The organism is Salmonella sp. FC25216 (genome assembly GCF_057751355.1).
On the sequence record NZ_JBDGON010000014.1, the window covers coordinates 1 to 26,460 of the forward strand.

At 54.1% G+C, this 26,460-nt stretch carries 26 protein-coding genes and 1 pseudogene; 17 read left to right on the top strand and 10 right to left on the bottom strand.

The features are described 5' to 3' along the window. The 6 genes from AC3G3F_RS20970 to ybgI form a co-directional block, all read right to left on the bottom strand. Positions 1-132 (bottom strand): tyrosine-type recombinase/integrase (locus AC3G3F_RS20970; RefSeq protein ID WP_345964801.1); only part of this gene is annotated, 132 nt, incomplete at its 3' end. Positions 133-201: 69 nt separating this feature from the next. Then, the gene (locus AC3G3F_RS20975; protein ID WP_044136514.1) at positions 202-324 is read right to left on the bottom strand and encodes a hypothetical protein; all 123 of its coding nucleotides are present in this window, start codon (positions 322-324) and stop codon (positions 202-204) included. A 308-nt stretch (positions 325-632) separates the two neighbouring features. Further along, positions 633-1,382: a 5-oxoprolinase subunit PxpA gene (gene pxpA / locus AC3G3F_RS20980; RefSeq protein WP_053529338.1), complete on the bottom strand. Its 750-nt coding sequence runs from the start codon at positions 1,380-1,382 to the stop codon at positions 633-635. After that, positions 1,372-2,304: a 5-oxoprolinase subunit PxpC gene (pxpC, locus tag AC3G3F_RS20985; RefSeq protein ID WP_023248863.1), complete on the bottom strand. Its 933-nt coding sequence runs from the start codon at positions 2,302-2,304 to the stop codon at positions 1,372-1,374. Before pxpC ends, pxpA begins: the two co-directional genes overlap by 11 nt. Then, on the bottom strand, positions 2,298-2,954 hold the full coding sequence (gene pxpB / locus AC3G3F_RS20990) for a 5-oxoprolinase subunit PxpB (RefSeq protein ID WP_001188371.1): 657 nt from the start codon (positions 2,952-2,954) through the stop codon (positions 2,298-2,300). Before pxpB ends, pxpC begins: the two co-directional genes overlap by 7 nt. Positions 2,955-2,969: 15 nt before the next feature. Further along, complete coding sequence (gene ybgI / locus AC3G3F_RS20995) at positions 2,970-3,713, bottom strand: radiation resistance protein YbgI (RefSeq protein WP_023248864.1); 744 nt, start codon at positions 3,711-3,713, stop codon at positions 2,970-2,972. A gap of 328 nt (positions 3,714-4,041) precedes the next feature. Between ybgI and AC3G3F_RS21000 the strand changes: the two genes are divergently transcribed. Further along, entirely contained in the window at positions 4,042-5,523 is a 1,482-nt protein-coding gene (locus tag AC3G3F_RS21000; protein WP_053529337.1) for an MFS transporter, read from the top strand. Between the two features lie 38 nt (positions 5,524-5,561). Here AC3G3F_RS21000 and phrB read toward each other — a convergent pair whose 3' ends face one another. Further along, entirely contained in the window at positions 5,562-6,983 is a 1,422-nt protein-coding gene (gene phrB / locus AC3G3F_RS21005; protein ID WP_053529336.1) for a deoxyribodipyrimidine photo-lyase, read from the bottom strand. Positions 6,984-7,094: 111 nt separating this feature from the next. Then, the gene (locus AC3G3F_RS21010) at positions 7,095-7,301 is read right to left on the bottom strand and encodes a YbfA family protein (protein WP_000401438.1); all 207 of its coding nucleotides are present in this window, start codon (positions 7,299-7,301) and stop codon (positions 7,095-7,097) included. A 335-nt stretch (positions 7,302-7,636) separates the two neighbouring features. Between AC3G3F_RS21010 and kdpF the strand changes: the two genes are divergently transcribed. The 10 genes from kdpF (at position 7,637) to AC3G3F_RS21060 (ending at position 20,248) form a co-directional block, all read left to right on the top strand. Beyond that, complete coding sequence (gene kdpF / locus AC3G3F_RS21015) at positions 7,637-7,726, top strand: K(+)-transporting ATPase subunit F (RefSeq protein WP_001670793.1); 90 nt, start codon at positions 7,637-7,639, stop codon at positions 7,724-7,726. Then, positions 7,726-9,405 carry a potassium-transporting ATPase subunit KdpA gene (kdpA, locus tag AC3G3F_RS21020; protein WP_053510860.1) on the top strand — a complete coding sequence of 560 codons (1,680 nt, stop codon included), beginning with the start codon at positions 7,726-7,728 and terminating at the stop codon, positions 9,403-9,405. The genes kdpF and kdpA overlap by 1 nt, the downstream gene beginning before the upstream one ends. 20 nt (positions 9,406-9,425) lie before the next feature. Next, the gene (gene kdpB / locus AC3G3F_RS21025; RefSeq protein ID WP_053510858.1) at positions 9,426-11,474 is read left to right on the top strand and encodes a potassium-transporting ATPase subunit KdpB; all 2,049 of its coding nucleotides are present in this window, start codon (positions 9,426-9,428) and stop codon (positions 11,472-11,474) included. 8 nt (positions 11,475-11,482) lie between these two features. Further along, positions 11,483-12,067, top strand: a complete 585-nt coding sequence (kdpC, locus tag AC3G3F_RS21030; protein ID WP_023248869.1) for a potassium-transporting ATPase subunit KdpC — start codon at positions 11,483-11,485, stop codon at positions 12,065-12,067. Beyond that, on the top strand, positions 12,064-14,748 hold the full coding sequence (gene kdpD / locus AC3G3F_RS21035; RefSeq protein ID WP_053529334.1) for a two-component system sensor histidine kinase KdpD: 2,685 nt from the start codon (positions 12,064-12,066) through the stop codon (positions 14,746-14,748). The genes kdpC and kdpD overlap by 4 nt, the downstream gene beginning before the upstream one ends. Next, the gene (kdpE, locus tag AC3G3F_RS21040; RefSeq protein ID WP_023180512.1) at positions 14,745-15,422 is read left to right on the top strand and encodes a two-component system response regulator KdpE; all 678 of its coding nucleotides are present in this window, start codon (positions 14,745-14,747) and stop codon (positions 15,420-15,422) included. The genes kdpD and kdpE overlap by 4 nt, the downstream gene beginning before the upstream one ends. A gap of 277 nt (positions 15,423-15,699) precedes the next feature. Continuing rightward, positions 15,700-15,804, top strand: coding sequence for a leader peptide SpeFL (speFL, locus tag AC3G3F_RS21045; protein WP_015632840.1), 105 nt, complete (start codon positions 15,700-15,702; stop codon positions 15,802-15,804). Between the two features lie 379 nt (positions 15,805-16,183). After that, positions 16,184-18,382: an ornithine decarboxylase SpeF gene (speF, locus tag AC3G3F_RS21050; protein ID WP_023248871.1), complete on the top strand. Its 2,199-nt coding sequence runs from the start codon at positions 16,184-16,186 to the stop codon at positions 18,380-18,382. Beyond that, the gene (gene potE, locus AC3G3F_RS21055; RefSeq protein ID WP_000042655.1) at positions 18,379-19,698 is read left to right on the top strand and encodes a putrescine-ornithine antiporter; all 1,320 of its coding nucleotides are present in this window, start codon (positions 18,379-18,381) and stop codon (positions 19,696-19,698) included. The genes speF and potE overlap by 4 nt, the downstream gene beginning before the upstream one ends. A gap of 64 nt (positions 19,699-19,762) precedes the next feature. Next, on the top strand, positions 19,763-20,248 hold the full coding sequence (locus AC3G3F_RS21060; RefSeq protein ID WP_023248872.1) for a pyridoxamine 5'-phosphate oxidase family protein: 486 nt from the start codon (positions 19,763-19,765) through the stop codon (positions 20,246-20,248). A gap of 129 nt (positions 20,249-20,377) precedes the next feature. Here the strand turns inward: AC3G3F_RS21060 and pgm are convergent, their stop codons facing one another. Further along, positions 20,378-22,018, bottom strand: coding sequence for a phosphoglucomutase (alpha-D-glucose-1,6-bisphosphate-dependent) (gene pgm / locus AC3G3F_RS21065; protein ID WP_023248873.1), 1,641 nt, complete (start codon positions 22,016-22,018; stop codon positions 20,378-20,380). A 24-nt stretch (positions 22,019-22,042) separates the two neighbouring features. Next, positions 22,043-22,585 (bottom strand): replication initiation negative regulator SeqA, encoded by a 543-nt coding sequence (gene seqA / locus AC3G3F_RS21070; protein WP_023248874.1) that lies wholly within the window; start codon positions 22,583-22,585, stop codon positions 22,043-22,045. Positions 22,586-22,769: 184 nt separating this feature from the next. On the opposite strand from seqA, the gene ybfF reads away from it, so the two are divergent. The 6 genes and pseudogenes from ybfF (at position 22,770) to tcuR (ending at position 26,425) form a co-directional block, all read left to right on the top strand. After that, on the top strand, positions 22,770-23,540 hold the full coding sequence (gene ybfF / locus AC3G3F_RS21075; protein WP_088734212.1) for an esterase: 771 nt from the start codon (positions 22,770-22,772) through the stop codon (positions 23,538-23,540). Positions 23,541-23,673: 133 nt separating this feature from the next. Then, positions 23,674-23,967, top strand: a complete 294-nt coding sequence (ybfE, locus tag AC3G3F_RS21080; protein ID WP_023248876.1) for a LexA regulated protein — start codon at positions 23,674-23,676, stop codon at positions 23,965-23,967. A 150-nt stretch (positions 23,968-24,117) separates the two neighbouring features. Continuing rightward, positions 24,118-24,648, top strand: coding sequence for a flavodoxin FldA (gene fldA / locus AC3G3F_RS21085; RefSeq protein ID WP_001018620.1), 531 nt, complete (start codon positions 24,118-24,120; stop codon positions 24,646-24,648). A gap of 203 nt (positions 24,649-24,851) precedes the next feature. Next, positions 24,852-24,937, top strand: a pseudogene (locus AC3G3F_RS21090) (fur leader peptide). After that, the gene (gene fur, locus AC3G3F_RS21095) at positions 24,930-25,382 is read left to right on the top strand and encodes a ferric iron uptake transcriptional regulator (RefSeq protein ID WP_023248877.1); all 453 of its coding nucleotides are present in this window, start codon (positions 24,930-24,932) and stop codon (positions 25,380-25,382) included. Before AC3G3F_RS21090 ends, fur begins: the two are co-directional and overlap by 8 nt. A 116-nt stretch (positions 25,383-25,498) precedes the next feature. Continuing rightward, entirely contained in the window at positions 25,499-26,425 is a 927-nt protein-coding gene (tcuR, locus tag AC3G3F_RS21100) for a tricarballylate utilization LysR family transcriptional regulator TcuR (protein WP_053529330.1), read from the top strand. Positions 26,426-26,460 lie beyond the last annotated feature (35 nt).

A 26,460-nucleotide genomic window follows, 5' to 3' on the forward strand; every position in this document is an offset into this window, starting at 1 on the left:
CAACTCACTGGCCCGGAAGCCATGAATAAACGCCATCAGGATTAAGCAGCGGTTTCTTTCCGGGAAGGGCATTCTGTCAGTCGCTGACAGCAGTTTTTCGATCTCTTCTTGAGTAAGATATTTTCTTTTCACAAAACAAATCCATCATAACAAAATGAGTAATATACTAAAAAATCACTGATCAGATGAGTTTAATTTTCGCTAAAAAAAGTTGTTACGCGTAAACAGCTTAAAATCCATATACCTGGCAATCTGGCACGCTATCCATGACGTGATAGTAAAACAGCGAATCAATCTGGCTTCAGTCTCCTGATAAGTCATCATGACGAGGAATATAAATGCTAAAAATGAGGCTATCGTGAGGTAAATCAATCAGAAAGTGTTTATAAAGAGTCAAGTAACTTACCCGCCCCGGACATTTAATTAGATGGCGATAGCTAACAATCTCATAAAGATTTTCAAAAATTCTGCTGCTGACAACAATAAACTCGTCATACTGACTATTACAGCATCACTGAGTTATTTTTAAAATAATATATTAAGAGGGGATTTATGTAATATTGAATAAATCCCCCTTCTTAACATTAAGTGAGCGGTATACGATAAACTTTAGCAGACGGAATATAATAGCTTCAATCGTCTGGCTCTCCGGCAATAACGTGTATATTACACGCATTAAACGCGGCGCGTAGCCTGCGTGCGAACGCAAGCGCATACTCGCCGTCGCCATGAATGCACACCGTTTGCGCCGTGACAGTCGTCCACACGCCAGTAACGCTTTTCACTCTCCCGGTTTGCACCATATCCAGCGTTTGCGCCAGCGCCTGCCCTTCGTCGTGAATCAGCGCGCCAGGCTGCGTGCGCGGCACCAGGCTACCGTCGGCCTGATAGCCGCGATCGGCAAACACCTCCTGCCGCGTCGTCAGACTATAGCGCTCACCGGCTCGGATCAACTCACTGCCCGCCAGTCCAACCAGAATCAATGACGGATCATAGTCGTGTACCGCTTTCGCAATCGCCTGTGCCAGACGGGGATCTTTCGCCGCCTGGTTATAGAGCATACCGTGCGGTTTGACATGGCGCATCACGCCGCCTTGCGCCTGAGCAATCGCCCCCAGCGCGCCGATTTGGTACAGCGTCTGGGCGTATACCATTTCCGGCGGCAAAACCATCGCCGTCCGCCCAAAATTATCCCGATCCGGAAAGCTGGGATGCGCGCCGATCGCCACGCCGTTTTTCAGCGCCTCGCGCACGCAGGTCAGCATGGTTTGCGCATCGCCGGCGTGAAAACCACAGGCGATATTGGCGGAGGAGACCAGCGTTAATAATTCGCCGTCGCTGGCGCAACCTTCGCCCACGTCCGCATTTAAATCAATTTTCATGCTGAAGTCGCCAGGTAAGCTGTTCCAGATAGCGCTGACGCTCGCGACGCGCGTTGAGCGCCTCTTCCAGCGAACATTGCACAAAATGGATCGGTTGCCCTAGCGGGATTTGCGCCAGATGGTACATATCCGCCTCGATGATGCAGGCAATACGCGGATAGCCGCCGGTAGTCTGGGCATCATTCATCAGCACAATAGGTTGACCGTTGTAAGGCACCTGCACGACACCGGGCAGCAAACCGTGCGACAGCAGTTCGCGATCCGTTGTCCGCGTTAACGATTGTCCCTGCAAACGATAGCCCATGCGATTACTTTGCGGACTGAGTTGCCACGGCGAACGCCAGAACGCTTCTTGCGATGCGCGATCGAACTCACGGTATTCCGGCCCCGGCAGCGCACGAATGCGATTACCCCACAGTAACTGTTTCACGCCCTGCGGCCCGCTAAACTGCCGCGATGGTTTGCCCGTCGCCAGCCGATCGCCATCTTTTAGCAGCCGCCCTTCCAGCCCACCGAGACCGGACTTCAGATCGGTACTGCAAGAGCCCATCACCTCCGGCACAGCAATACCGCCCGCCACCGCCAGATAGCTACGCATCCCGTGAAGCGGTCGATGCAGAGTGAGACGCTGGCCCGCTTTTACCGGCAATCGCCAGCCTGTCCAGACCGGTTGATTATCCAACTGCGCCTCGCAGCCCGCGCCGGTAAGAGCGAACCAGGTCTCATTTTCAAACTCGACGACCAGTTGACCGAGAGTGATTTCCAGCGCCGGGGCATTCGCATCGTTCCCGACCAGGAGATTAGCGGTCTGAAAGGCGGGTTTATCCAGCGCGCCGCAGTGGCTCAGTCCCGACTGACGAAAACCGTGACGCCCGCTGTCCTGCACGGAGGTGTAAATCCCCGCGCGAATAATATTCAGCATATTCCCTCCTTTTGCGGCACAAAGCGTACGCTATCGCCAGGGCGTAGCAGAACCGGAGGCTCCCGCATCGGATCGAATAACTTCAACGGCGTGAGGCCGATCAGTTGCCAGCCGCCCGGCGTGGATAATGGATAAATACCCGTCTGTGCGCCGCCGATGCCGACAGAACCTGCCGGAACCTGCAGGCGCGGCTCCGCGCGTCTGGGCATATGGAGCGGTTCTGGTAAATTCCCAAGATAGGGAAAGCCAGGCTGAAAGCCTAAAAACCAGACGACATACTCAACGGACGCATGTAGCTCCACGACCTGCTTTTCACTCAAACCGCTGTGCCGCGCCACCGCCGCCAGATCCGGCCCGCCTGCGCCGCCATAGATCACCGGGATCTCAACCGAACGCGAGTCCGGCTCCAGCGCCTCGCTCTCTTCCCACCAGCGCTGCAGACGCTCAATCGCATCCAGCGCCAGAGTTTGCGGTTCCCGCAAGATCACGGTGATATTGTTCATCCCAGGAATCGCTTCCACCACGTTCGGCATATCGACCAGACGCTGCGTCAGACGCCAGATGCGTTTCTGGCTCGCCAGCGTAATTGGCGGTTCAAGTTCCAGGACGACCGCCGTTTCGCCTAACAGATAACAACGCGCTCGCTGCACTTTATTGCCTCTCAGTTATGCCGGGTTAGGGATATCAATAAACGTCACATCCAACTCCGTGTTTTCGTTCAGCCATTCGCTCAGGGCGCGAATACCGCCGCGTTCAGTGGCATGGTGCCCGGCGGCATAAAAATGCAGCCCCTGTTCGCGCGCGGAATGAATGGTCTGTTCAGACACCTCGCCGGTAATAAAGGCGTCAACGCCGAAGCGGGCGGCGCTATCAATAAAACTTTGTCCGCCGCCGGTACACCAGGCGACACGCTGGACATTCCCTGGCCCGGTATCGCCGCACCATAGCGGTTTACGCCCCAAACGCGCTTCAATCCATGAGGCCAGTTCCAGCCCCGGCACCGGCATTGAGAGCTCCCCCCACGGCACCAGCGGCTCAATCTCTCCTTTCACGGTAATACCCAATAGCGTCGCCAACTGCGCATTGTTGCCCAGTTCAGGGTGCGCATCCAGCGGCAGATGCCAACCGTAAAGGTTAATATCATTTGCCAGTAACGTTTTTAAGCGACGGCGTTTCATGCCGCGAATAACCGGAGACTCGCCTTTCCAGAAGTAACCATGATGAACAATGACCGCATCGGCCTGCAAACGCACCGCCTCATCGAGCAGCGCCTGACTTGCGGTCACGCCGGTAACGATTTTCTGTACCGTCTCTTTTCCTTCGACCTGTAAACCATTCGGCGCATAATCACTTATCGCCGCACTGTTCAGCTTGTCGTTAATCAGTTGTTCCAGCTCGGTGTTTTTCATCATCGCTTCCTTTAACCCACGTTCTGCTTTCCCATTACGGGTTCAGCCTCCGTTAACATAGCCTCCCGTTAGCAGTTCGTCGATAAACATTTGTTTGACACATCAAGAAACAATCACCCCCTGGTTTGGTGCAAATTACTTAGCAAAACACGATCGGTTTCATGTATATTTATGCAATCAGAACGCATATTGCAGAAGAAATCAGTTCTGTATCAAGTTGGTAACTTTAAGGAAACACGGCGATACGGCAGGCTTAATAAGTCCACAAAGAAAGGCATTATCTGAGAATGTCTATTTCTTGCCACAGCGCCTCTATCCCGGAAATACGATGAATAAACAAGCATCTCAACCCCGCGCCATTTACTACGTTGTCGCCCTGCAAATTTGGGAGTACTTCAGCTTTTATGGTATGCGCGCCCTGTTGATTCTTTATCTCACCAATCAGCTAAAATACGACGATAACCACGCCTATGAGTTATTCAGCGCTTATTGTTCGCTGGTCTACGTAACGCCGATTCTTGGCGGCTATCTGGCGGATAAGGTGCTTGGCAACCGAATGGCAGTCATGCTGGGCGCATTTTTAATGGCGGTCGGTCATTTAGTGCTGGGCGCCAGTGAGATCGCGCCGACATTTCTTTATCTGTCGCTGGCGATCATTGTCTGCGGCTACGGCCTGTTTAAATCGAATATTAGCTGCCTGCTGGGCGAACTGTACCAGCCGGAAGATCCGCGCCGCGACGGCGGGTTCTCGCTGCTTTACGCGGCGGGCAATATTGGTTCGATCGTGGCCCCTATCGCCTGCGGCTATGTGCAAGAGGAATACAGTTGGGCAATGGGCTTTGCGCTCGCCGCCATTGGTATGCTGGCGGGACTGGTGATCTTCTTGTGTGGGAATCGTCATTTCACCCACACCACCGGCGTTAATAAAGCCGTGTTGTGTGCCAGAAACTACCTGTTGCCGAACTGGGGCTGGCTGTTAATTCTGCTGGTAGCGGCGCCATTGCTGATTACCGTTCTATTCTGGAAAGAATGGTCGGTCTATGCCTTAATCGTGGCGACCGCGATCGGCCTGGGCGTGCTGACAAAAATTTATCGCCAGGCGCAAACGGCAAAACAGCGCAAAGAGCTGGGGCTGATTGTCACCCTGACCCTGTTCAGTATGCTGTTCTGGGCGTTTGCTCAGCAGGGCGGCAGTTCTATCAGCCTGTATATCGACCGCTTTGTGAACCGCGATATTCTGGGCTATTCCGTTCCCACCGCCATGTTCCAGTCGGTGAACGCCTTTGCCGTGATGCTGTGTGGGGTCGTATTGGCCTGGCTGGTTAAAGAGAGCGTAAGCGGTAATCGCACCGTGCGTATCTGGGGAAAATTCGCGCTGGGTCTCGGTCTGATGAGCGCCGGATTCTGCATTCTGACCCTGAGCGCGCGCTGGTCCGCCGCTTATGGGCACTCTTCAATGCCGCTAATGGTGCTGGGGCTGGCGGTGATGGGCTTTGCCGAGCTGTTTATCGACCCGGTCGCCATGTCGCAAATTACGCGCATTGACATCCCCGGCGTCACTGGCGTATTAACCGGAATTTATATGCTGCTGTCCGGCGCGATAGCTAACTATCTGGCAGGCGTCATCGCTGATCAGACCTCGCAAAGCGCCTTCGACGCCAGCGGCGCGGTTAATTACACCATCAACGCCTATATCGATGTTTTTGAACAGATCACCTGGGGCGCTTTAGCCTGCGTAGGCGTTGTCCTGCTGATTTGGCTGTATCAGTCCTTCAAATTCAAAAAACGCTCGCTAGCCGTCGAACCCTGACATCAAAATGCCCGGTAGTCTGCACTACCGGGCCTGCATTACGCCCCTTTTCTCGCTGCTTCATAGGCGGAAAGCGTCGCGATTCTCGCCTGTTTGTGATCCACAATGGGCCGAGGATAATCAAGTGCGACTCCCGATTTTTCTGCCCACCGCCACGGCTCGTGAATTGCTTTTCCGGGGATATCGCGTAACGCCGGTAGCCACCGACGGATAAATTCGCCGTCGCGATCGAACCTTTCCCCCTGGGTCGTGGGATTAAAAATACGAAAATAAGGCGCGGCATCAGTACCGGTTGAGGCGGCCCACTGCCAGCCGCCATTATTGGCGGCAAGATCGCCGTCAATGAGCTGCGACATGAAATAGCGCTCCCCCAACCGCCAGTCAATCAGCAGATCTTTCACCAGAAAGCTGGCGGTAATCATGCGTAAACGGTTATGCATCCAGCCCGTCGCGTTAAGCTGGCGCATCGCCGCATCGACAATGGGATAACCGGTTTCGCCTTTCTGCCATGCCTGAAAATAGTGTGAGTTCTCCTGCCACGTGACGCGTTTTGTCCAGCGGATAAACGGCTGGTGTTTGCATAATGCCGGATACCAGGTCATTAAATGACGGTAAAATTCCCGCCAGATGAGTTCATTCAACCAGATGCTTCCCGGTCCGCCATCCAGCGCCTGCGGCTGCTCCGCCAATAATCGGTGCAGGCACTGTCGCGGCGACAGGCCACCAGTCGCCAGGCTGGCGGAAAGCCGACTGGTGCCTTCAACCGCAGGGAAATCGCGCCGTGACTCATACCCGTCTGCGCCCTGCGCACAAAACTGACGTAACTGCGCGATGGCCGCGTTTTCTTCAACCGGGAAAAGCGCGGCGTCAAACGCCTGTTGCGGGTAGTTAAGCGAGACTGGCGTTAAGGGTGTAGAAAGTGCGCCACTTGCCCGGCTCTTCGGGGCCGGAACGCACGGCGGGATATCCTCTTTTAGCCGTTTCAACCAGGCGTTTTTAAACGGCGTAAAAACTTTATACATTTCATGATTGCCGGTCATCACCGCGCCAGGCGCCAGAATCACACTATCGTCAAAGCCTTCGCAGATGACAGATTGCAGCGTTTTTTCCACCGCCGCATCACGCTGACGCTCGTTAATCTCATACTGATAGTTATAAAACAGATGGCTGACGTCATGCTGTCGGCAAACGTTTTCGACCGTCTCAATACTGGCGTTAAAATCCGCCACTTCATGAAACAGCAGCGGAATCCCTTTCTCTGCAAGGGCCGTCTGTAGCGCACTGAGCTGCGCGCTGATGAATGCCGCCTGCCGCGGCGCCATATCATGGGCCTGCCACTGCGCGGGGGTGGAAATATAAAGCGCCAGCACCCGCGCGGATGCATCGCGGCAGGCGGCGGCCAGCGCAAGGTTATCCTGTAAACGCAGATCGCGCCTGAACCAGACTAAATGGGTGGGCATACAACTCCTGAAAGATGAAACGTCACGGCAGAATAGCGTTAAACAGTGTAGACCCTGGCGCATAAAAAAACCGCCAGCGTAGCGGCTGACGGTTTTTCAGGCTGGTCGCGATTAATAAAAGTCGCAGGTGGCTTTTTCAGCCTGCGCCATCCACACCGGTTTATCACTGGTTTTCGACCAGACACGGTGCAGATAACTATAAAAACGCGCGCGGTCTTTCCAGAAGAGCATCACCGGCAGCGCCAGCACGCCTGCGGTCACCGCGAAAGCACGACGGACAAAAATGACATGCGCCGGATAGTCTTTATAGTGTTCCATACGTTTCCCCCTTTATACCGACGCTACCCGCCTCGGTATAGATTGAATCGGTGAATAGCACCGAAAAATTGAACCTCGTTACCTGATTAAAATAGTACCGCTTTCGGTGTAATTTTACTACTCATCCGACCACTTATTTTCTCGCTTTTCCAGCAGATTTACATTTAAAGCGTAAATTAGTTACAAAAAAGTTAAATTAATACTAATCATTAGTTAAATAATGGTCTTTGCCATTTTTATATTTTTTTTACACTCCGCCCGCCAATTTTTGCGAAATCTTTGCAGCCAAAAAATTACCTTTCTCAGGAGTAAAACAATGCCACTGGAGGTGCTCTGTGAGTGCAGGCGTGATAACCGGCATCGTGCTGGTTTTCTTACTTTTGGGTTATCTGGTCTATGCCCTGATTAATGCGGAGGCGTTCTGATGGCCGCGCAAGGATTTTTACTGATCGCCAGTTTTTTACTGATTTTATTTGTACTGGCGAAACCGTTGGGTTCGGGCCTGGCAAGGCTCATCGCCGCCGTTCCGTTGCCGGGCGTGGCTGGCGTTGAGCGTGTCCTCTGGCGGACTCTTGGCATTACCGACCACGAAATGAACTGGCGTCAGTATTTACTGGCGTTACTGACGCTCAATCTGCTGGGACTGGGCATCCTGTTTTGCCTGCTATTCTGGCAGGAGTGGCTACCCTTAAATCCGCAGCGGCTACCGGGGCTGCCCTGGGATCTGGCGCTGAATACCGCCGTCAGCTTTGTCACCAATACCAACTGGCAAGCCTACAGCGGCGAAAGCACGCTGAGCTACTTTAGCCAGATGGCGGGGCTAACGGTGCAAAACTTCCTGTCGGCGGCGACCGGGATTGCGGTGGTTTTTGCGCTTATCCGCGCCTTTACGCGCCAGAATATGCACACGCTGGGTAATGCCTGGCAAGATCTGGTACGTATTACGCTATGGATATTATTTCCTGTCGCGTTAATTATCGCGCTGTTTTTTATTCAACAAGGCGTACTGCAAAACCTGTCGGCTTATCAGCCCATTACCACCCTTGAAGGCGCTAAACAGCTCTTGCCGATGGGGCCGGTTGCTTCGCAGGAGGCGATCAAAATGCTTGGCACCAACGGCGGCGGTTTCTTTAACGCCAACTCTTCGCATCCGTTCGAAAACCCCACCGCGCTTACTAATCTGGCGCAGATGCTGGCGATATTTTTGATTCCAGCCGCGCTCTGTTTCGCCTTTGGCGAAGCGGCGGGCGATCGCCGTCAGGGACGCGCACTACTGTGGGCAATGTCATTCATTTTTGTTGTCTGCGTAGCGGTAGTGATGTGGGCGGAAGTTCAGGGAAATCCACATCTGTTGGCGGCAGGCGCGGACAGTAGCGTCAACATGGAAGGTAAAGAAACCCGCTTTGGCGTGCTGGCCAGCAGCATGTTTGCCGTCGTCACTACCGCGGCATCCTGCGGGGCGGTAAATGCCATGCACGACTCGTTTACCGCACTGGGCGGTATGGTGCCGATGTGGCTGATGCAAATTGGCGAAGTGGTCTTCGGCGGCGTCGGTTCAGGTCTGTACGGCATGTTGCTGTTTGTCCTGCTGGCGGTGTTCATCGCTGGGCTGATGATCGGCCGCACGCCGGAGTATCTGGGGAAAAAAATCGACGTGCGCGAAATGAAGATGACCGCGCTGGCGATTCTGGTCACGCCGATGCTGGTCTTGTTGGGTTCGGCGCTGGCAATGATGACGGATGCCGGGCGCAGCGCAATGCTAAACCCTGGCCCGCACGGTTTTAGCGAAGTGCTGTATGCCGTCTCCTCTGCGGCCAATAACAACGGTAGTGCCTTTGCGGGTCTGAGCACTAACTCGCCTTTCTGGAACTGTCTGTTGGCGTTCTGCATGTTCGTCGGACGTTTCGGCGTGATTATTCCTGTCATGGCCATCGCCGGATCGCTGGTCAGTAAAAAAGCCCAGCCGGCTAGTCCGGGAACGCTGGCGACCCACGGCGCGCTATTTATTGGACTGCTCATCGGCACGGTACTGCTGGTCGGCGCGCTGACGTTTATTCCTGCCCTGGCGCTTGGTCCGGTAGCGGAACATTTCTCTTTACCTTGAGCGATGCGGAGTACATTGATATGAGTCGCAAGCAACTGGCGCTGTTTGAACCTGTTTTATTCGTACAGGCACTAACGGATGCCGTAAAAAAATTAAGCCCACGCGCCCAGTGGCGTAACCCGGTGATGTTTGTGGTCTGGGCAGGCAGCGTACTAACCACCCTGTTAACGCTCGCTATGGTAACAGGACAAACAGCGGGAAGCGCCTTGTTCACAGGGGTGATCAGCCTGTGGCTATGGTTCACCGTACTGTTCGCCAATTTTGCCGAAGCGCTGGCGGAAGGCCGCAGCAAAGCCCAGGCAAACAGTCTGAAAGGGGTGAAAAAGACCGCATTCGCTCGCCGCCTGCGCGCCCCGCGCCATGATGCGCAGGCGGATAACGTTCCCGCCGCTGAACTGCGTAAAGGCGACATTGTACTGGTCAAAGCGGGCGATATTATTCCCTGTGACGGCGAGGTAATCGAAGGCGGCGCCTCGGTGGATGAAAGTGCGATTACCGGCGAATCTGCGCCCGTGATCCGCGAGTCCGGCGGCGATTTCGCCTCTGTCACCGGCGGCACGCGAATTCTTTCCGACTGGCTGGTGATTGCCTGTAGCGTCAATCCTGGTGAAACCTTTCTTGACCGGATGATCGCGATGGTGGAAGGCGCGCAGCGGCGGAAAACGCCTAACGAAATTGCCCTGACGATTTTACTCATCGCCCTGACCATTGTCTTTTTACTGGCGACCGCCACCCTGTGGCCCTTCTCTGCCTGGGGCGAAAACGCGGTCAGCGTCACCGTGTTGGTGGCGTTGCTGGTGTGCCTGATCCCCACCACCATCGGCGGGCTACTCTCCGCCATTGGCGTTGCCGGAATGAGCCGAATGTTGGGCGCGAACGTAATTGCCACCAGCGGCCGCGCCGTAGAAGCCGCGGGTGATGTCGATGTGCTGCTGCTGGATAAAACCGGCACTATCACGCTCGGCAACCGCCAGGCGTCCGATTTTATTCCCGCCCGGGGGGTGGACGAACGCACGCTGGCTGACGCCGCGCAACTCGCTTCGCTGGCCGACGAAACACCGGAAGGCCGCAGCATTGTGATCCTCGCCAAACAGCGCTTTAACCTGCGTGAACGCGATGTGCAGTCGCTTCATGCCACCTTTGTTCCGTTTACCGCGCAAAGCCGCATGAGTGGAATTAATATCGATAACCGAATGATCCGTAAAGGCTCGGTGGACGCGATTCGTCGTCATGTCGAGAGCAATGGCGGCCATTTTCCCGCCGATGTCGAGCAAAACGTCGAGAACGTGGCACGTCTTGGCGCGACGCCGCTGGTGGTAGTGGAAGGCTCGCGCGTACTGGGTGTTATCGCCCTCAAGGATATCGTTAAAGGCGGCATTAAAGAACGCTTCGCCCAGCTACGAAAGATGGGCATTAAAACGGTGATGATCACTGGCGATAACCGCCTGACGGCGGCAGCGATTGCCGCCGAAGCCGGTGTGGACGATTTTCTTGCCGAAGCCACGCCGGAAGCCAAGCTGGCGCTGATCCGTCAATATCAGGCGGAAGGACGGCTGGTCGCCATGACCGGCGACGGCACTAACGATGCCCCGGCGCTGGCGCAGGCCGACGTCGCGGTGGCGATGAACTCCGGTACCCAGGCAGCAAAAGAAGCCGGTAATATGGTGGATCTGGACTCTAACCCGACCAAGTTGATTGAAGTGGTGCATATTGGTAAGCAGATGCTGATGACGCGCGGCTCGCTCACCACTTTTAGTATCGCGAATGATGTAGCGAAATATTTCGCCATTATTCCCGCCGCGTTTGCCGCTACCTACCCGCAGCTAAACGCGCTCAACGTGATGGGTCTGCATTCGCCGAACTCCGCCATTCTGAGCGCGGTGATCTTTAACGCCCTGATTATTATTTTTCTGATCCCACTGGCATTAAAAGGCGTGAGTTATAAACCGCTCTCCGCGTCGGCCATGCTGCGCCGTAATTTATGGATCTATGGTCTGGGTGGTCTGGTGGTGCCGTTTATTGGCATCAAAGTAATTGATGTGCTGCTGACCCTGCTGGGTCTGGCGTGAGGTGTATGATGATCGGTTTACGTCCTGCTTTTTCGACAATGTTATTTCTGCTGTTATTGACCGGCGGCGTGTATCCGCTTCTGACCACGGCGCTGGGGCAGTGGTGGTTTCCCTGGCAGGCTAATGGATCGCTGATTCATAAAGGCAATGTGATACGCGGCTCAGCGCTTATCGGACAATCGTTTACCGCCGCGGGATATTTTCATGGCCGGCCCTCCGCCACCGCCGATATGCCTTATAATCCACTGGCGTCGGGCGGGAGCAACCTGGCCACCAGCAATCCCGAACTGGATGCGCAAATACAGGCCCGCGTCGCCGCGCTACGCGCCGCTAACCCCCAGGCAGGCTCCGCGGTTCCGGTTGAGCTGGCGACGGCGTCGGCAAGCGGGCTGGATAATAACCTGACGCCCGGTGCCGCGGCATGGCAAATCCCCCGCGTGGCGGCGGCTCGCCAGCTTCCCGTTGAACAGGTGGCGCAACTGGTTGCAGAATATACGCACAGGCCGCTGACGCGCTTTCTTGGGCAACCGGTGGTAAATATTGTTGAGCTTAATCTGGCGCTGGATGCGCTACAGGGACACAAAGCGAAATGAACGACGAACCCTTGCGTCCTGACCCGGATCGCTTGTTGGAACAAACGCCCCCGCCCCACCGGGGGAAGTTGAAAATTTTCTTCGGCGCCTGCGCAGGCGTCGGAAAGACCTGGGCGATGCTGGCACAAGCGCAGCGGCTGCGAGCGCAGGGGCTGGATGTGGTGATCGGCGTGGTAGAGACACACGGCCGTAAAGAGACCGCCGCACTGCTTGACGGGCTGACCGTCCTGCCGCCAAAACGTCACACGCACCGGGGGCGGCAAATTCGCGAATTTGACCTGGATGCCGCCCTCGCCCGGCGTCCAGCGCTGATCTTAATGGATGAGCTGGCGCACAGTAACGCGCCTGGCTCACGCCATCCTAAGCGCTGGCAGGATATTGAAGAGTTGCTGGAAGCGGGAATCGACGTTTTTACCACCGTGAACGTACAACATCTGGAAAGTCTGAACGATGTGGTAAGCGGCGTCACGGGGATTCAGGTGCGCGAAACCGTCCCCGATCCCTTTTTCGATGCCGCCGATGAAATCGTACTGGTCGATCTGCCGCCCGACGATCTGCGCCAACGGCTCAACGAAGGTAAAGTGTATATCGCCGGTCAGGCGGAACGCGCTATTGAACATTTTTTCCGCAAGGGCAATCTGATCGCCCTACGCGAGCTGGCGCTGCGCCGGACAGCCGATCGCGTGGACGATCAGATGCGCGCCTGGCGCGCGCATCCGGGCGAAGAAAAAGTATGGCATACCCGCGATGCGATTTTACTGTGTATCGGGCATAACACCGGCAGCGAAAAACTGGTGCGTACCGCGGCGCGTCTGGCCTCCCGGCTCGGCAGCGTCTGGCACGCCGTCTATGTCGAAACGCCGACGTTACACCGCTTACCGGAAAAGCAACGGCGGGCTATTTTAAGCGCGCTGCGCCTGGCGCAGGAACTTGGCGCGGAAACCGCCACCCTGTCCGATCCCGCCGAAGAGAAAGCGGTCGTGCGCTATGCCCGCGAGCATAATCTGGGGAAAATCGTCATGGGCCGTCCGGCGTCGCGACGCTGGTGGCGACGCGACGCTTTCGCCGACCGTCTTGCCAGGCGCGCGCCGGATCTCGATCAGGTGATCGTCGCGCTGGAAGACCCCCCTGCCCGCGCGTTGACGCAAGCACCTGATAACCGAACTTTCAAAGAGAAATGGCGTGGACAGATTCAGGGCTGTCTGGTCGCCGTGGCGCTTTGCGCCATCACCACGCTTATCGCTATGCAGTGGCTTGTCACTTTCGACGCCGCCAATCTGGTGATGCTCTATTTGCTGGGCGTAGTGGTGATTGCGCTGCTTTACGGACGCTGGCCGTCGGTGGTGGCGACGGTGATTAACGTGGCGAGTTTCGATCTCTTTTTTATCGCGCCACGCGGTACGCTCGCCGTTTCGGACGTGCAGTATTTACTGACCTTTGCCGTGATGCTGACGGTAGGTCTGGTAATTGGCAATCTTACTGCTGGGGTGCGCTATCAGGCGCGCGTCGCCCGTTATCGGGAACAGCGTACCCGCCATTTATATGAAATGTCTAAAGCGCTGGCCGTCGGGCGTAGCGAACATGATATCGCCGCTACCAGCGAGCGGTTTATCGCCTCGACGTTTCAGGCGCGCAGCCAAATTTTATTACCTGATGCTAACGGTAAGTTGCTGCCTCTCACCCACCAGCAAGGCATAACGCCGTGGGACGACGCGATTGCACGCTGGAGTTTTGATAAAGGCCAGCCTGCCGGCGCAGGCACCGATACCCTCCCTGGCGTGCCTTATCAAATCCTGCCGCTGAAAAGCGCCGATAAAACGCACGGTCTGGCTATCGTCGAACCAGGTAATTTGCGTCAGTTAATGGTGCCGGAGCAGCAACGCCTGCTGGAAACATTCACTCTGCTTGTCGCCAACGCGCTGGAACGACTGGCGCTGACCGCCAGCGAAGAACAGGCGCGTCTCGCCAGCGAGCGCGAAAGTATTCGCAATGCGCTGCTGGCGGCGCTGTCGCATGATTTACGCACGCCGCTGACGGTATTGTTCGGCCAGGCGGAAATTCTGACGCTGGATTTAGCCAGCGCAGGATCGCCCCACGCGCGTCAGGCCAGTGAAATCCGCCAGCATATTCTCAATACTACCCGACTGGTGAATAATTTGCTGGATATGGCGCGTATTCAGTCCGGCGGGTTTAATCTTAAAAAAGAGTGGCTCACGCTGGAAGAGGTCGTCGGGAGCGCGTTACAGATGTTAGAACCGGGTTTATTGCATCCGATTACCCTGTCGCTGCCGCAACAGTTAACGCTTATCCATGTCGATGGCCCCTTATTTGAGCGTGTCCTGATCAACTTGTTGGAAAACGCGGTTAAGTACGCCGGACCGCAGGCCAGTATCGGCATTGATGCTGCGGTTAAGGACAATCGTTTACAACTGGATGTCTGGGATAACGGTCCGGGTATTCCTGCGGGGCAGGAACAGATGATTTTCGATAAGTTCGCCCGCGGCAACAAAGAGTCCGCCGTTCCCGGCGTGGGGCTGGGGCTGGCGATTTGCCATGCTATCGTAGAGGTACACGGCGGCACGCTTACCGCCTATAATCGACCGCAGGGCGGCGCCTGTTTCCGTGTTACGCTGCCGCAAGGAAAGCCACCTGAACTTGATGATTTTCATGAGGATATGTGACAAACGTTCTGATTGTTGAAGATGAACAGGCCATCCGCCGCTTTCTGCGCGCCGCGCTGGAAGGCGACGGCCTGCGCGTGTATGAAGCTGAAACATTACAACGTGGTTTACTGGAAGCCGCCACGCGAAAGCCCGACCTGATTATTCTCGATCTCGGCCTGCCGGACGGCGACGGAATCGATTTCATTCGCGACCTGCGTCAGTGGAGCGCAATACCGGTGATTGTCCTTTCCGCCCGCAGCGAAGAAAGCGATAAGATTGCCGCGCTTGACGCCGGAGCTGACGATTACCTGAGCAAGCCATTCGGCATTGGCGAGTTGCAGGCGCGTTTGCGTGTCGCGCTGCGACGGCACGCCGCCAGCCCTTGCGCCGATCCGATCGTCCGCTTTTCCAGCGTGACGGTCGATCTCGCCGCACGGTTGATCCACCGTGGCGACGAAGAAATCCATCTGACGCCGATTGAGTTCCGCCTGCTGGCGGTATTACTCAATAATGCCGGCAAAGTATTAACCCAACGGCAGTTATTAAACCAGGTCTGGGGCCCTAACGCCGTGGAGCATAGCCACTATTTGCGCATCTATATGGGACATTTACGCCAGAAACTGGAACAAGATCCCACCCGTCCACGCCATTTTATTACCGAAACAGGAATTGGCTATCGCTTTATGCCATGAATAGCTATTCATTATTTTTAAATAAATTATAACTTTTATGTCATTTATTTTCGGTACCGCGAATAATTATTTTCGCGGCGATATTATATTTTATGGAGAATATAAAAAACATTTAATTAACATTGAATAAACAACTTATTATCTCACAGCACGATATGCATAATCGCCGACTAATTATTTTTCAAATGATCGTTTTTTGTTGATCTGGTTCACAGATCGCTGGCGCTTCCTGGATAAAATATCCATGCTTTCAATAAATCAATGAAAGGATCTCAAAATGGAAAATAATAATCGTTTTATGCCCCATATAAGGCGGACAACGCATATTATGATGTTTGCCCACCGTAATAGTTTCGACTTTCATTTCTTTAATGCCCGGTAGTTTTTCTGCTACGGGTACTTCAGCATACAGGTCTTTCCGACCCTTATGTCATTCAGGTCTATTGCCTAAATAACTCGAATTGTTAAAAGCAGCAGTACGGTAATTTCTTTACGCCAATCCCGGTAACCACCTGGTCTGACAGAAGAAATCCCGACTCAGCGCAGTTTTAGTTATCACGGTTTCCGCCTGTATATCGTAGTACTCAACCTCTTAAATCCTGTATTTCCTGCGACCGGACGGGTTAGGGTTTATTACATCTAAAATAAAGCTAATTTACTGATTTTTTATCAGCGGGATAGCTTTTATTTTTTCCGGAAGAATCAGTTTCTCATTCGAGAAATTGAGGGCCTGCTATTACCTGAAATAAAGAGATGAAAAAATGTCAGAATTAAAAATTGCCGTTAGCCGTCATTGCCCGGATTGTTTTTCTACACAGCGTAATATTGTAAATGTTGATGAGAGTCGTTTCATCGACGTGGCTGCCATCGTGTTATCCATCGACGATATTGAACGAGGAAAACTCGATGAAATAGACGCAACGGGTTACGGTATTCCCGTCTTTGTCGCGACACATGACGAAGGGCGCGTACCGCCTGAGTATCTGCCGCGTATCTCTGGTGTATTCGAATATAATGAATCCCGTACTGCTTTCTATGGCCGCCAGTTGGAAACCGCGGCAAGCCATTACGAAACGCAGTTACGTCCGCCGTTTTTCCGCGCGCTGGTGGATTATGTCAACCAGGGCAACAGCGCATTTGACTGCCCGGGGCACCAGGGCGGCGAATTCTTCCGCCGTCATCCTGCCGGTAATCAGTTCGTGGAATACTTTGGCGAAACGCTCTTCCGCTCCGACCTATGCAACGCGGATGTGGCTATGGGCGATCTGCTGATTCACGAAGGCGCACCTTGCATTGCGCAGCAACATGCGGCGAAAGTCTTTAACGCCGATAAGACCTACTTTGTGCTGAACGGGACCTCCTCCTCTAACAAAGTCGTACTAAACGCGCTGTTAACGCCGGGCGATCTGGTACTGTTTGACCGTAACAACCACAAATCTAACCACCACGGCGCATTATTGCAGGCGGGCGCAACGCCAGTTTATCTGGAAACCGCGCGTAACCCGTATGGTTTTATCGGCGGCATCGACGCTCACTGCTTCGAAGAAGATTACCTGCGCGAGCTGATTAACGAAGTCGCACCGCAGCGCGCCCGCGAGGCTCGTCCGTTCCGTCTGGCCGTCATCCAGTTAGGCACCTACGACGGTACCATCTATAACGCCCGTCAGGTCGTCGATAAAATTGGTCATCTGTGCGACTACATCCTGTTTGACTCCGCCTGGGTCGGCTATGAACAATTTATTCCGATGATGGCCGATTGTTCGCCGCTGCTGCTGGAACTGAACGAAAACGATCCGGGTATTCTGGTGACGCAGTCCGTTCACAAACAACAAGCCGGGTTCTCCCAGACCTCGCAGATCCATAAAAAAGATAGCCATATCAAAGGGCAACCGCGCTACGTTCCGCATAAGCGCATGAACAACGCCTTTATGATGCACGCCTCCACCAGCCCGTTCTATCCGCTGTTCGCCGCGCTGGACGTTAACGCCAAAATGCACGAAGGCGTCAGCGGTCGCAATATGTGGATGGATTGCGTGGTCAACGGCATCGATGCCCGTAAATTAATCCTCGAAAACTGTCATCACATCCGTCCGTTCGTACCGGAACTGATTGACGGCAAGCCGTGGCAGTCATACCCGACGTCGGAAATCGCCAGCGATCTGCGTTTCTTCCACTTCGTCCCGGGCGAACACTGGCATGCGTTTGAAGGCTATGCCGAACATCAGTATTTTGTCGACCCTTGCAAACTGCTGCTCACCACGCCGGGCATTAATGCAGCGAGCGGCGAATATGAAGACTTTGGCGTTCCTGCCACGATCCTCGCCAACTTCCTGCGCGAGAACGGCGTTGTGCCGGAAAAATGCGATCTCAACTCCATTCTGTTCCTGCTGACGCCGGCAGAAGACATGGCGAAATTGCAACAGCTTGTCGCTCTGCTGGCTCGTTTCGAAAAACTGCTGGAAGCCGATGCGCCGTTAGCGGAAGTATTACCGTCCATCTACAAACAGCATGAAGCGCGTTATGCCGGCTATACCCTGCGTCAGCTTTGCCAGGAGATGCACGATCTCTATGCGCGGCATAATGTGAAACAACTGCAAAAAGAGATGTTCCGTAAATCGCATTTCCCGAAAGTCAGTATGAATCCGCAAGAGGCCAACTATGCCTATCTGCGCGGCGAGGTCGAACTGGTTCGCCTGCCGGAAGCGGAAGGTCGTATCGCGGCTGAAGGCGCTCTGCCTTACCCGCCGGGAGTACTGTGTGTAGTTCCGGGTGAAATCTGGGGCGGTTCTGTCCTGCGTTACTTCAGCGCCCTGGAAGAAGGGATCAACCTGCTGCCGGGCTTTGCGCCTGAACTGCAGGGCGTTTATATCGAAGAACACGACGGCCGTAAGCAGGTCTGGTGCTACGTGATTAAGCCTCGCGACGCGCAGCGCTCCCTGCTGAAGGAGGAAAAATTATGAGTAAACCTAAATCCAATAAAATGGGTGTCGTGCAGCTCACAATTCTGACCATGGTCAACATGATGGGTTCCGGGATCATCATGCTACCGACCAAACTGTCTGAAGTCGGCACGATATCCATTATCTCCTGGCTGGTCACCGCCGTCGGCTCGATGGCGCTGGCATGGGCGTTTGCGAAATGCGGTATGTTTAGCCGTAAATCCGGCGGCATGGGCGGCTACGCCGAATATGCCTTCGGTAAATCCGGCAACTTTATGGCGAACTATACCTACGGCGTCTCGCTGCTGATCGCCAACGTTGCTATCGCCATCTCCGCTGTCGGTTATGGCACCGAGTTGTTCGGCGCCGCGCTGACGCCGATCCAGATCGGGCTAGCGACTATCGCCGTATTATGGATTTGTACCATCGCAAACTTTGGCGGCGCGCGTATCACCGGACAGATCAGTAGCGTTACCGTCTGGGGCGTCATCATTCCGGTTGTCGGCCTGTGCATCATCGGCTGGTTCTGGTTTAGCCCCAGCATGTACGTGGCGTCATGGAACCCGCACCATGTTCCGTTCTTTAGCGCGGTCGGCTCTTCCATCGCGATGACGTTGTGGGCATTTCTTGGACTGGAATCCGCCTGCGCCAACGCAGACGTGGTCGAGAATCCGGAAAAGAACGTCCCCATCGCGGTACTGGGCGGTACGCTGGGCGCGGCGGTCATCTATATCGTTTCGACTAACGTGATTGCCGGGATTGTGCCAAACATGGATCTGGCGAACTCCACGGCACCGTTTGGTCTGGCGTTTGCACAGATGTTCACGCCTGCGGTAGGTAAAGTGATCATGGCGCTGATGGTGATGTCCTGCTGCGGCTCATTGCTGGGCTGGCAGTTCACTATCGCCCAGGTCTTTAAATCCTCCGCTGACGAAGGCTATTTCCCGAAAGTCTTCTCTCGCGTAACGAAAGTCGACGCGCCGGTACAGGGGATGTTGATTATTGTGATTATTCAGACTGGCCTGTCGCTGATGACTATTAGCCCGTCGCTGAATAGTCAGTTTAACGTCCTGGTTAACCTGGCGGTGGTGACGAACATTATTCCGTATATTCTGTCGATGGCCGCGCTGGTTATCATTCAGAAAATGGCGAATGTGCCGTCATCAAAAGCGAAAGTCGCTAACTTCGTGGCCTTCGTAGGCGCCATGTATAGCTTCTACGCGCTATATTCCTCCGGTGAAGAAGCCATGCTGTACGGCTCAATTGTGACCTTCCTCGGCTGGACGTTATATGGCCTGGTCTCACCGCGTTTTGAATTGAAAAATAAACACGGCTGATGGCGTGCCCGGACTGCGGTAACGGCAGTCCGGGTATTTTCACTCTTTGAATAAGATAATAGAAATGAGTAATCCAGAACGGGAAGTCACTGACATAGCAGAAATACTGGCTATTCTCGGTAAACACGAAGTGTGTCGGATAGGATTTAACGACAATCTCTGCCCGTATGTTGTCCCCGTAAATTTTGGCTATGAGTATCAGAACGGGCGCTGGATATTTTATTTTCACGGCGCACGCACCGGGAAAAAGATGCGTCTGTTACGCAAAAACCCGGCAGTATGCATTGAAATGGACGGCGACCACGCATTACTGCGCGCCGATGACCCCTGTGATTATAGCTACGCCTACACCAGCGTTTTCGCCACCGGGCTGGCATCGATATTGCAAACGCGCGAGGAGATGCGCTACGGCCTGGACGTCATTATGCGCCAGACCGATCCGGGAAAAACCTTCAGTTATCGGGAAGATATGATGAAAGCGGTTTGCGTGGTGCGTATTGAATGCGACGCCCTCACCTGCCGCCGACATCTGGCGACTCAGAGCGAATAAGCCAGACATCACAAGCGCTTTATCCGGCCTGGGGGCGATTTATAGGCCTGATAAGCACAGCGCTATCAGGCAAATAGACGTTAATACAAAAAAGGAGCCTTACGGCTCCTTTTTCTTCAGTATCACCCATCAGGCGTTTTTCAATACTTCGCTAACGATTTCAACGGCTTCTTTCTCAATTTGCTTGCGGTGTTCTTCCCCCAGGAAGCTTTCGCAATAGATCTTGTAAGCGTCTTCCGTACCGGATGGACGCGCGGCGAACCAGCCGTTGTCGGTCATTACCTTCAGGCCGCCAATCGATGCGCCATTACCCGGCGCTGCGGTAAGACGCGCGGTGATCGGGTCGCCTGCCAGCGTGCTGGCGCTCACCATTTCCGGAGACAGTTTAGACAATGCCGCTTTCTGGGCCGATGTCGCTGCCGCCTGCAGACGGTTATAGCTCGGCGCGCCAAAACGCGCTGCCAGTTCATTGTAATGCTCTTGCGGGTTTTTCCCGGTAACAGCGGTGATTTCCGCCGCCAGCAGGCACATAATGATACCGTCTTTATCGGTAGACCACGGCGTACCGTCGAAACGCAGGAACGAAGCGCCCGCGCTTTCTTCCCCGCCGAAACCGAAGCTGCCGTCGAACAAACCGTCAACAAACCATTTGAAGCCTACCGGCACTTCCACCAGCTTGCGTCCCAAATCATTCACCACGCGGTCAATCATCGCGGAAGAGACCAGCGTTTTACCGACGGCCACGTCTTTGCCCCACTGCGGACGATGCTGGAACAGATAGTTGATGGCGACCGCCAGATAATGGTTCGGGTTCATCAGCCCCGCAGGCGTCACGATGCCATGACGGTCGTAGTCCGGGTCGTTGGCGAAGGCCAGGTCAAACTTGTCACGCAGCGCCAGCAGACCCGCCATCGCGCATTCGGAGGAGCAATCCATGCGGATCGCGCCATCTTTATCAAGGTGCATAAAGCGGAAAGTTTGATCAACCTGATCGTTAACTAACGTCAGGTTAAGTTTGTAATGCTCAGCGATACGTTTCCAGTATTCGATACCGGAGCCGCCCAGTGGATCAACGCCCAACGTCAGACCGGCTTTCTGAATCGCCGCCATATCAACGATATCCGCCAGCCCTTCGACAAATGGCTGTACCAGATCTACCGCTTTAACGTGGCCCGAAGCCATTGCCGCATCCAGAGAGATGCGCTTAACGCCTTGCAGACCGTCCGCCAGCAGCGCATTGGCGCGATCTTCTACCACTTTAGTGACGTTGGTATCCGCCGGGCCGCCGTTAGGCGGATTATATTTAATACCGCCATCTTCCGGCGGGTTATGCGACGGCGTAATCACAATACCGTCTGCCAGCGGGCCGCCTTTTTTGTTATGGACCAGGATAGCATTTGACACGGCAGGCGTTGGCGTGAAGCCATTATTTTCCTGCACGATAACGTCTACGCCGTTTGCCGCCAGCACTTCCAGCACGGAAATGAAGGCCGGTTCCGAGAGCGCATGGGTGTCTTTCCCCACATAGCAGGGGCCGGTAATGCCGTTCTTCGTCCGCTCCTCAGCAATCGCCTGGGCGATTGCCAGAATATGCGGTTCGTTGAAACTGTGACGACCTGCGCTGCCGCGATGGCCGGAGGTGCCAAATTTCACGGCATGTTCTGCATTCCCTGCCTCCGGTTTCAGTACATAATACTGCGCCGTCAGTTGGGCGACGTTAATCAAATCACTTTGTTGCGCGGGTTGTCCTGCGCGGTTGTGGATTGCCATTGCCTGGTCCTTCTAATGCAAGGATTAAATTGTTCCGCAAACCTTTTCAATCAATTCCGCCGGGAATTGCATTGACTGCATGATATGTTCGATCATGCTGCATTTACGGCCGGTGTTGGTGTTGGTGATCACCCAATACGGCGTGCCGGGAACGTGCTTAGGTTTAGTTTGATTCCCATTTTTCAGCAGCGTTTGTTCATCCGCCGCAAAATAGACGCGCGTGCGGCCATGCAACGACTCCGTCGCCTCCGCAAACGCGTGGTGATCCAGTGAATAGAGTGTAGTCAGAATCAGCATAAAGCGATTGACCGCTTTTTTCTGCTCGGCATATTCGTCAGACAGCAGCAACTCACGCATCGCGCGAACTTTGTCTTTTACCGGATTGACCGGTTTCGCTTCTGCGACGGGTTGCGCCGCAGGCGTCCCTTTCGGTGCCGAAGCAGTTGGCTGTGTAGAGGCGGAAAACTTCAACATACGCCGTAAAATGTCGGATGCGCTCTCGCCGATATGCTTGGTGTGGCTGGCAATATAGCTATAGAGTTCATCATCAACTTCAATCGTTTTCATCTTAATCCAGTGCGATGTCTTTGCTGAATACAAGTCATTGGGATTATAGGAACAAATCCCAACAGCGGATAGCGTTAAGCCCGGCTGACAAAAAAACTCGGAGTAAACCTTAGAGGTTGCAGCCCAGTGGCAGAATGGTCAACATAATACCCTAACCCGACAGAGCGAAAAAAAGAACTTTGCCATGAAATTAAATATCCGAGCGCAATCTGCACAAAACCTGCACAATAATTCCCCCATCGTTCTCGTTCATGGCCTGTTTGGCAGCCTGGACAACCTCGGCGTACTGGCGCGCGATCTGGTGACCGATCACGACATTATTCAGGTCGATATGCGCAATCATGGTTTATCGCCGCGCGATCCGGTCATGGATTATCCGGCAATGGCCCAGGATCTGCTGGATACGCTTGACGCGCAGCAGATCGAGAAAGCGACTTTTATTGGTCATTCCATGGGCGGAAAAGCGGTAATGGCGCTGACGGCGCTGGCGCCCGATCGCATCGATCGTCTGGTCGCGATTGATATCGCCCCCGTGGATTATCACGTTCGCCGCCACGATCGCATTTTCGCGGCCATTAACGCCGTAAGCGAATCCGACGCTACATCCCGCCAACAGGCGGCAGGTATTATGCGCCAGCATCTTAACGAAGAAGGCGTGATCCAGTTTCTGTTAAAATCCTGGGCTGAAGGCGAATGGCGTTTTAATGTTCCGGTATTATGGGAGCAGTATCCGTATATCGTCGGCTGGGAAACCATTCCGGCCTGGGAACATCCGGCGCTGTTTATTCCAGGCGGTAACTCGCCGTACGTGACCGAAGCGTACCGCGACGCGCTGCTGGCGCAATTCCCTTTGGCGCGCGCGCATGTGATAGCCGGCGCGGGCCACTGGGTACATGCCGAAAAACCAGAGGCGGTTCTGCGCGCCATCCGCCGTTATCTGCACGATAAGCGCTAACTGATTAAAAACTCATCGCCTGTGCGCGATTACGCGCGCGGGCGTTGGCGTCGCTTCCTCGCTGATGTATGATGGCGCGCTATCCATCCGGGCATAAGCCTGGCTGATTGTTTCCCCCGAAGTCACCAAAATCATGGCCAAAGAACAAACGGACCGTACGACATTAGATCTGTTCGCGCACGAGCGTCGCCCGGGACGACCTAAAACGAATCCGCTTTCGCGCGATGAACAGTTACGCATCAATAAGCGTAACCAGTTAAAACGCGACAAAGTTCGTGGCCTCAAGCGTGTCGAATTAAAACTCAACGCACAAGCTGTTGACGCGCTGAATGAACTGGCCGAAGCGCGCAACATTAGCCGCAGCGAGCTCATTGAAGAAATGTTAATGAAGCAGCTTATGGCGCTGCGCGGCCAGGGTTTAGTCTGAAAACAAGTTTTGTTTCATATTTCGTGTAGCAGAGCGTGCAGTCCCGCGTGATTGCTGTTTCCGCATATCTGCCTGTTCTGCTATGATTGCCCTTATCCGTGGGCAATTCGCCACCACCATTTCAATAAGTTTCAAGAGGTTATTTTACTCATGGCAATCACTGGCATCTTTTTCGGCAGCGACACCGGTAATACCGAAAATATCGCAAAAATGATTCAAAAACAGCTTGGTAAAGACGTTGCCGATGTGCATGACATTGCAAAAAGCAGTAAAGAAGACCTGGAAGGGTATGACATTCTGCTGCTGGGCATCCCAACCTGGTACTATGGCGAAGCACAATGTGACTGGGATGACTTCTTCCCGACTCTCGAAGAGATTGACTTTAACGGTAAGCTGGTGGCGCTGTTTGGCTGTGGCGATCAGGAAGACTACGCGGAATACTTCTGTGATGCGCTGGGCACTATTCGCGACATTATTGAGCCGCGCGGCGCCACGATTGTGGGTCACTGGCCAACCGCAGGCTATCATTTTGAAGCCTCTAAGGGTCTGGCTGATGACGATCATTTTGTCGGCCTGGCGATTGACGAAGACCGTCAGCCTGAACTGACCGCCGAGCGTGTTGAAAAATGGGTCAAGCAAATTTCGGCTGAATTGCACCTCGACGACATCCTCAACGCCTAATCTTATGCGGCGCAGCATTACGTCTGCGCCGCATCAATAGACAAGACCAATCAAAATAATTGCTACAAATTTGTAACTTTCACACCCATCCCTGTACAATGTCCGGGTGTAATCAGGTGGCGCCAGAATTTGCAGGCAAAACCACAGTTTTATTAACATCTGCGAGAGACTTGCGGTTTTCATTTCGGCATGGCAGTCCTATAATGATACGCATTATCTTGAGTGCAATTTCTGTCACTTCTCTAATGAAGTGAATCGTTTAGCAACAGGACAGATTCCGCATGACTGACAACAATACCGCATTAAAGAAGGCTGGCCTGAAAGTAACGCTTCCTCGTTTAAAAATTCTGGAAGTTCTTCAGGAACCAGATAACCATCACGTCAGTGCGGAAGATTTATACAAACGCCTGATCGACATGGGTGAAGAAATCGGTCTGGCAACCGTGTACCGTGTGCTGAACCAGTTTGACGATGCCGGTATCGTGACCCGCCATAATTTTGAAGGCGGTAAATCCGTTTTTGAACTGACGCAACAGCATCATCACGATCATCTTATCTGCCTTGACTGTGGAAAAGTGATTGAATTTAGTGATGATTCTATTGAAGCGCGCCAGCGTGAAATTGCGGCGAGACACGGTATTCGTTTAACTAATCACAGCCTCTATCTTTACGGCCACTGCGCTGAAGGCGACTGCCGCGAAGACGAGCACGCGCACGATGACGCGACCAAATAAGTATAAATCTTTCGAAGAGCCAACCGCCCGGTTGGCTTTTTTATATCCTCCTCTTTCCTGCTGCTTGATGTTGATTTAATGTAAAAAAACCGCTATCGCATCTCAGGAGAGCAGGAATGGAGCTTCGCCAGTTACGCTATTTCGTGCGTATTATTGAAACCGGCAGTATGGGTAGCGCCGCGCAGGATCTTGATATTGGCGTTTCAGCCTTAAGCCAGCAGATGTCCCGTCTGGAAAACGAGCTTGCCATCCGTCTGTTGCAGCGCACCTCGCGCGGCGTAACGCCGACCAACGCCGGGCTGGCCTTTTATTCACAGGCACAACTCGCCCTGCGTCATGCCGACGACGCGATTCTCGCCGCAAGAGAAGCACGTCTTTCCGGTCATGTGAGCGTAGGAATGGCCCCCAGTACCGCCTCCATACTGGGTATACCTTTTATCCATGCCATGCAGGAAAACTATGCCGATGTCCGACTGCATGTGGTGGAAAGCTTGTCCGGTAATCTGGAAAGAATGATTAATACCCGCCAGATTGATTTAGCCGTTGTCTTTCAAAAAGATAAAATCCTGCGCTGGAGCGCCAGACCGATCCTTGAAGAACAGCTTTTTCTGATTGGCTCCCATGCCCTGCTGGCGGCGCTTCCTGATAACCCGATCACGCCTGAACAACTGGCAGACATTCCGCTCATTATGCCGAGCCAGGGACACGGACTGCGCGGCAGGCTGGACGCTGTATGCCAGGAACATGCGCTTAACGTTGATATCGTTGCGGAAATTGACGGCCTGGCGTTGTTGATGCGCGCCGTGCGCGACGGCCTTGGCGCCACGTTACAGCCCGGCGCGGCGATTTCTCATCTGGATAACGACGCGCTACGCGTGATCGGCGTCCATAATCCGATACTCAGCCGCCCCAACTTTTTAGTCAGCCTGTCGGATGATGAGCTGACGCCCGCCGGTCTTGCCGCCAGAGTGGTACTCACCAAAGTCATGCGTCAGTTAGTCGACGCTGGCGAATGGCCAGGTGCTACCCTTTACGCTTACTAAACCCCTGTTTAGCGCTACCTGATAGCGCGCCGCTT

Coding starts and splice junctions, on each gene's coding strand:
- kdpB (WP_053510858.1), top strand. CDS start 9,426: ATGAGTCGCAAGCAACTGGCGCTGTTTGAACCTGTTTTATTCGTACAG.
- ybfF (WP_088734212.1), top strand. CDS start 22,770: ATGAAATTAAATATCCGAGCGCAATCTGCACAAAACCTGCACAATAAT.
- kdpA (WP_053510860.1), top strand. CDS start 7,726: ATGGCCGCGCAAGGATTTTTACTGATCGCCAGTTTTTTACTGATTTTA.
- fur (WP_023248877.1), top strand. CDS start 24,930: ATGACTGACAACAATACCGCATTAAAGAAGGCTGGCCTGAAAGTAACG.
- tcuR (WP_053529330.1), top strand. CDS start 25,499: ATGGAGCTTCGCCAGTTACGCTATTTCGTGCGTATTATTGAAACCGGC.
- ybgI (WP_023248864.1), bottom strand. CDS start 3,713: ATGAAAAACACCGAGCTGGAACAACTGATTAACGACAAGCTGAACAGT.
- speF (WP_023248871.1), top strand. CDS start 16,184: ATGTCAGAATTAAAAATTGCCGTTAGCCGTCATTGCCCGGATTGTTTT.
- pgm (WP_023248873.1), bottom strand. CDS start 22,018: ATGGCAATCCACAACCGCGCAGGACAACCCGCGCAACAAAGTGATTTG.
- phrB (WP_053529336.1), bottom strand. CDS start 6,983: ATGCCCACCCATTTAGTCTGGTTCAGGCGCGATCTGCGTTTACAGGAT.
- potE (WP_000042655.1), top strand. CDS start 18,379: ATGAGTAAACCTAAATCCAATAAAATGGGTGTCGTGCAGCTCACAATT.
- fldA (WP_001018620.1), top strand. CDS start 24,118: ATGGCAATCACTGGCATCTTTTTCGGCAGCGACACCGGTAATACCGAA.
- kdpC (WP_023248869.1), top strand. CDS start 11,483: ATGATCGGTTTACGTCCTGCTTTTTCGACAATGTTATTTCTGCTGTTA.
- pxpA (WP_053529338.1), bottom strand. CDS start 1,382: ATGAAAATTGATTTAAATGCGGACGTGGGCGAAGGTTGCGCCAGCGAC.
- AC3G3F_RS20975 (WP_044136514.1), bottom strand. CDS start 324: ATGATGACTTATCAGGAGACTGAAGCCAGATTGATTCGCTGTTTTACT.
- seqA (WP_023248874.1), bottom strand. CDS start 22,585: ATGAAAACGATTGAAGTTGATGATGAACTCTATAGCTATATTGCCAGC.
- AC3G3F_RS21000 (WP_053529337.1), top strand. CDS start 4,042: ATGAATAAACAAGCATCTCAACCCCGCGCCATTTACTACGTTGTCGCC.
- ybfE (WP_023248876.1), top strand. CDS start 23,674: ATGGCCAAAGAACAAACGGACCGTACGACATTAGATCTGTTCGCGCAC.
- pxpC (WP_023248863.1), bottom strand. CDS start 2,304: ATGCTGAATATTATTCGCGCGGGGATTTACACCTCCGTGCAGGACAGC.
- AC3G3F_RS21010 (WP_000401438.1), bottom strand. CDS start 7,301: ATGGAACACTATAAAGACTATCCGGCGCATGTCATTTTTGTCCGTCGT.
- AC3G3F_RS21060 (WP_023248872.1), top strand. CDS start 19,763: ATGAGTAATCCAGAACGGGAAGTCACTGACATAGCAGAAATACTGGCT.
- speFL (WP_015632840.1), top strand. CDS start 15,700: ATGGAAAATAATAATCGTTTTATGCCCCATATAAGGCGGACAACGCAT.
- kdpD (WP_053529334.1), top strand. CDS start 12,064: ATGAACGACGAACCCTTGCGTCCTGACCCGGATCGCTTGTTGGAACAA.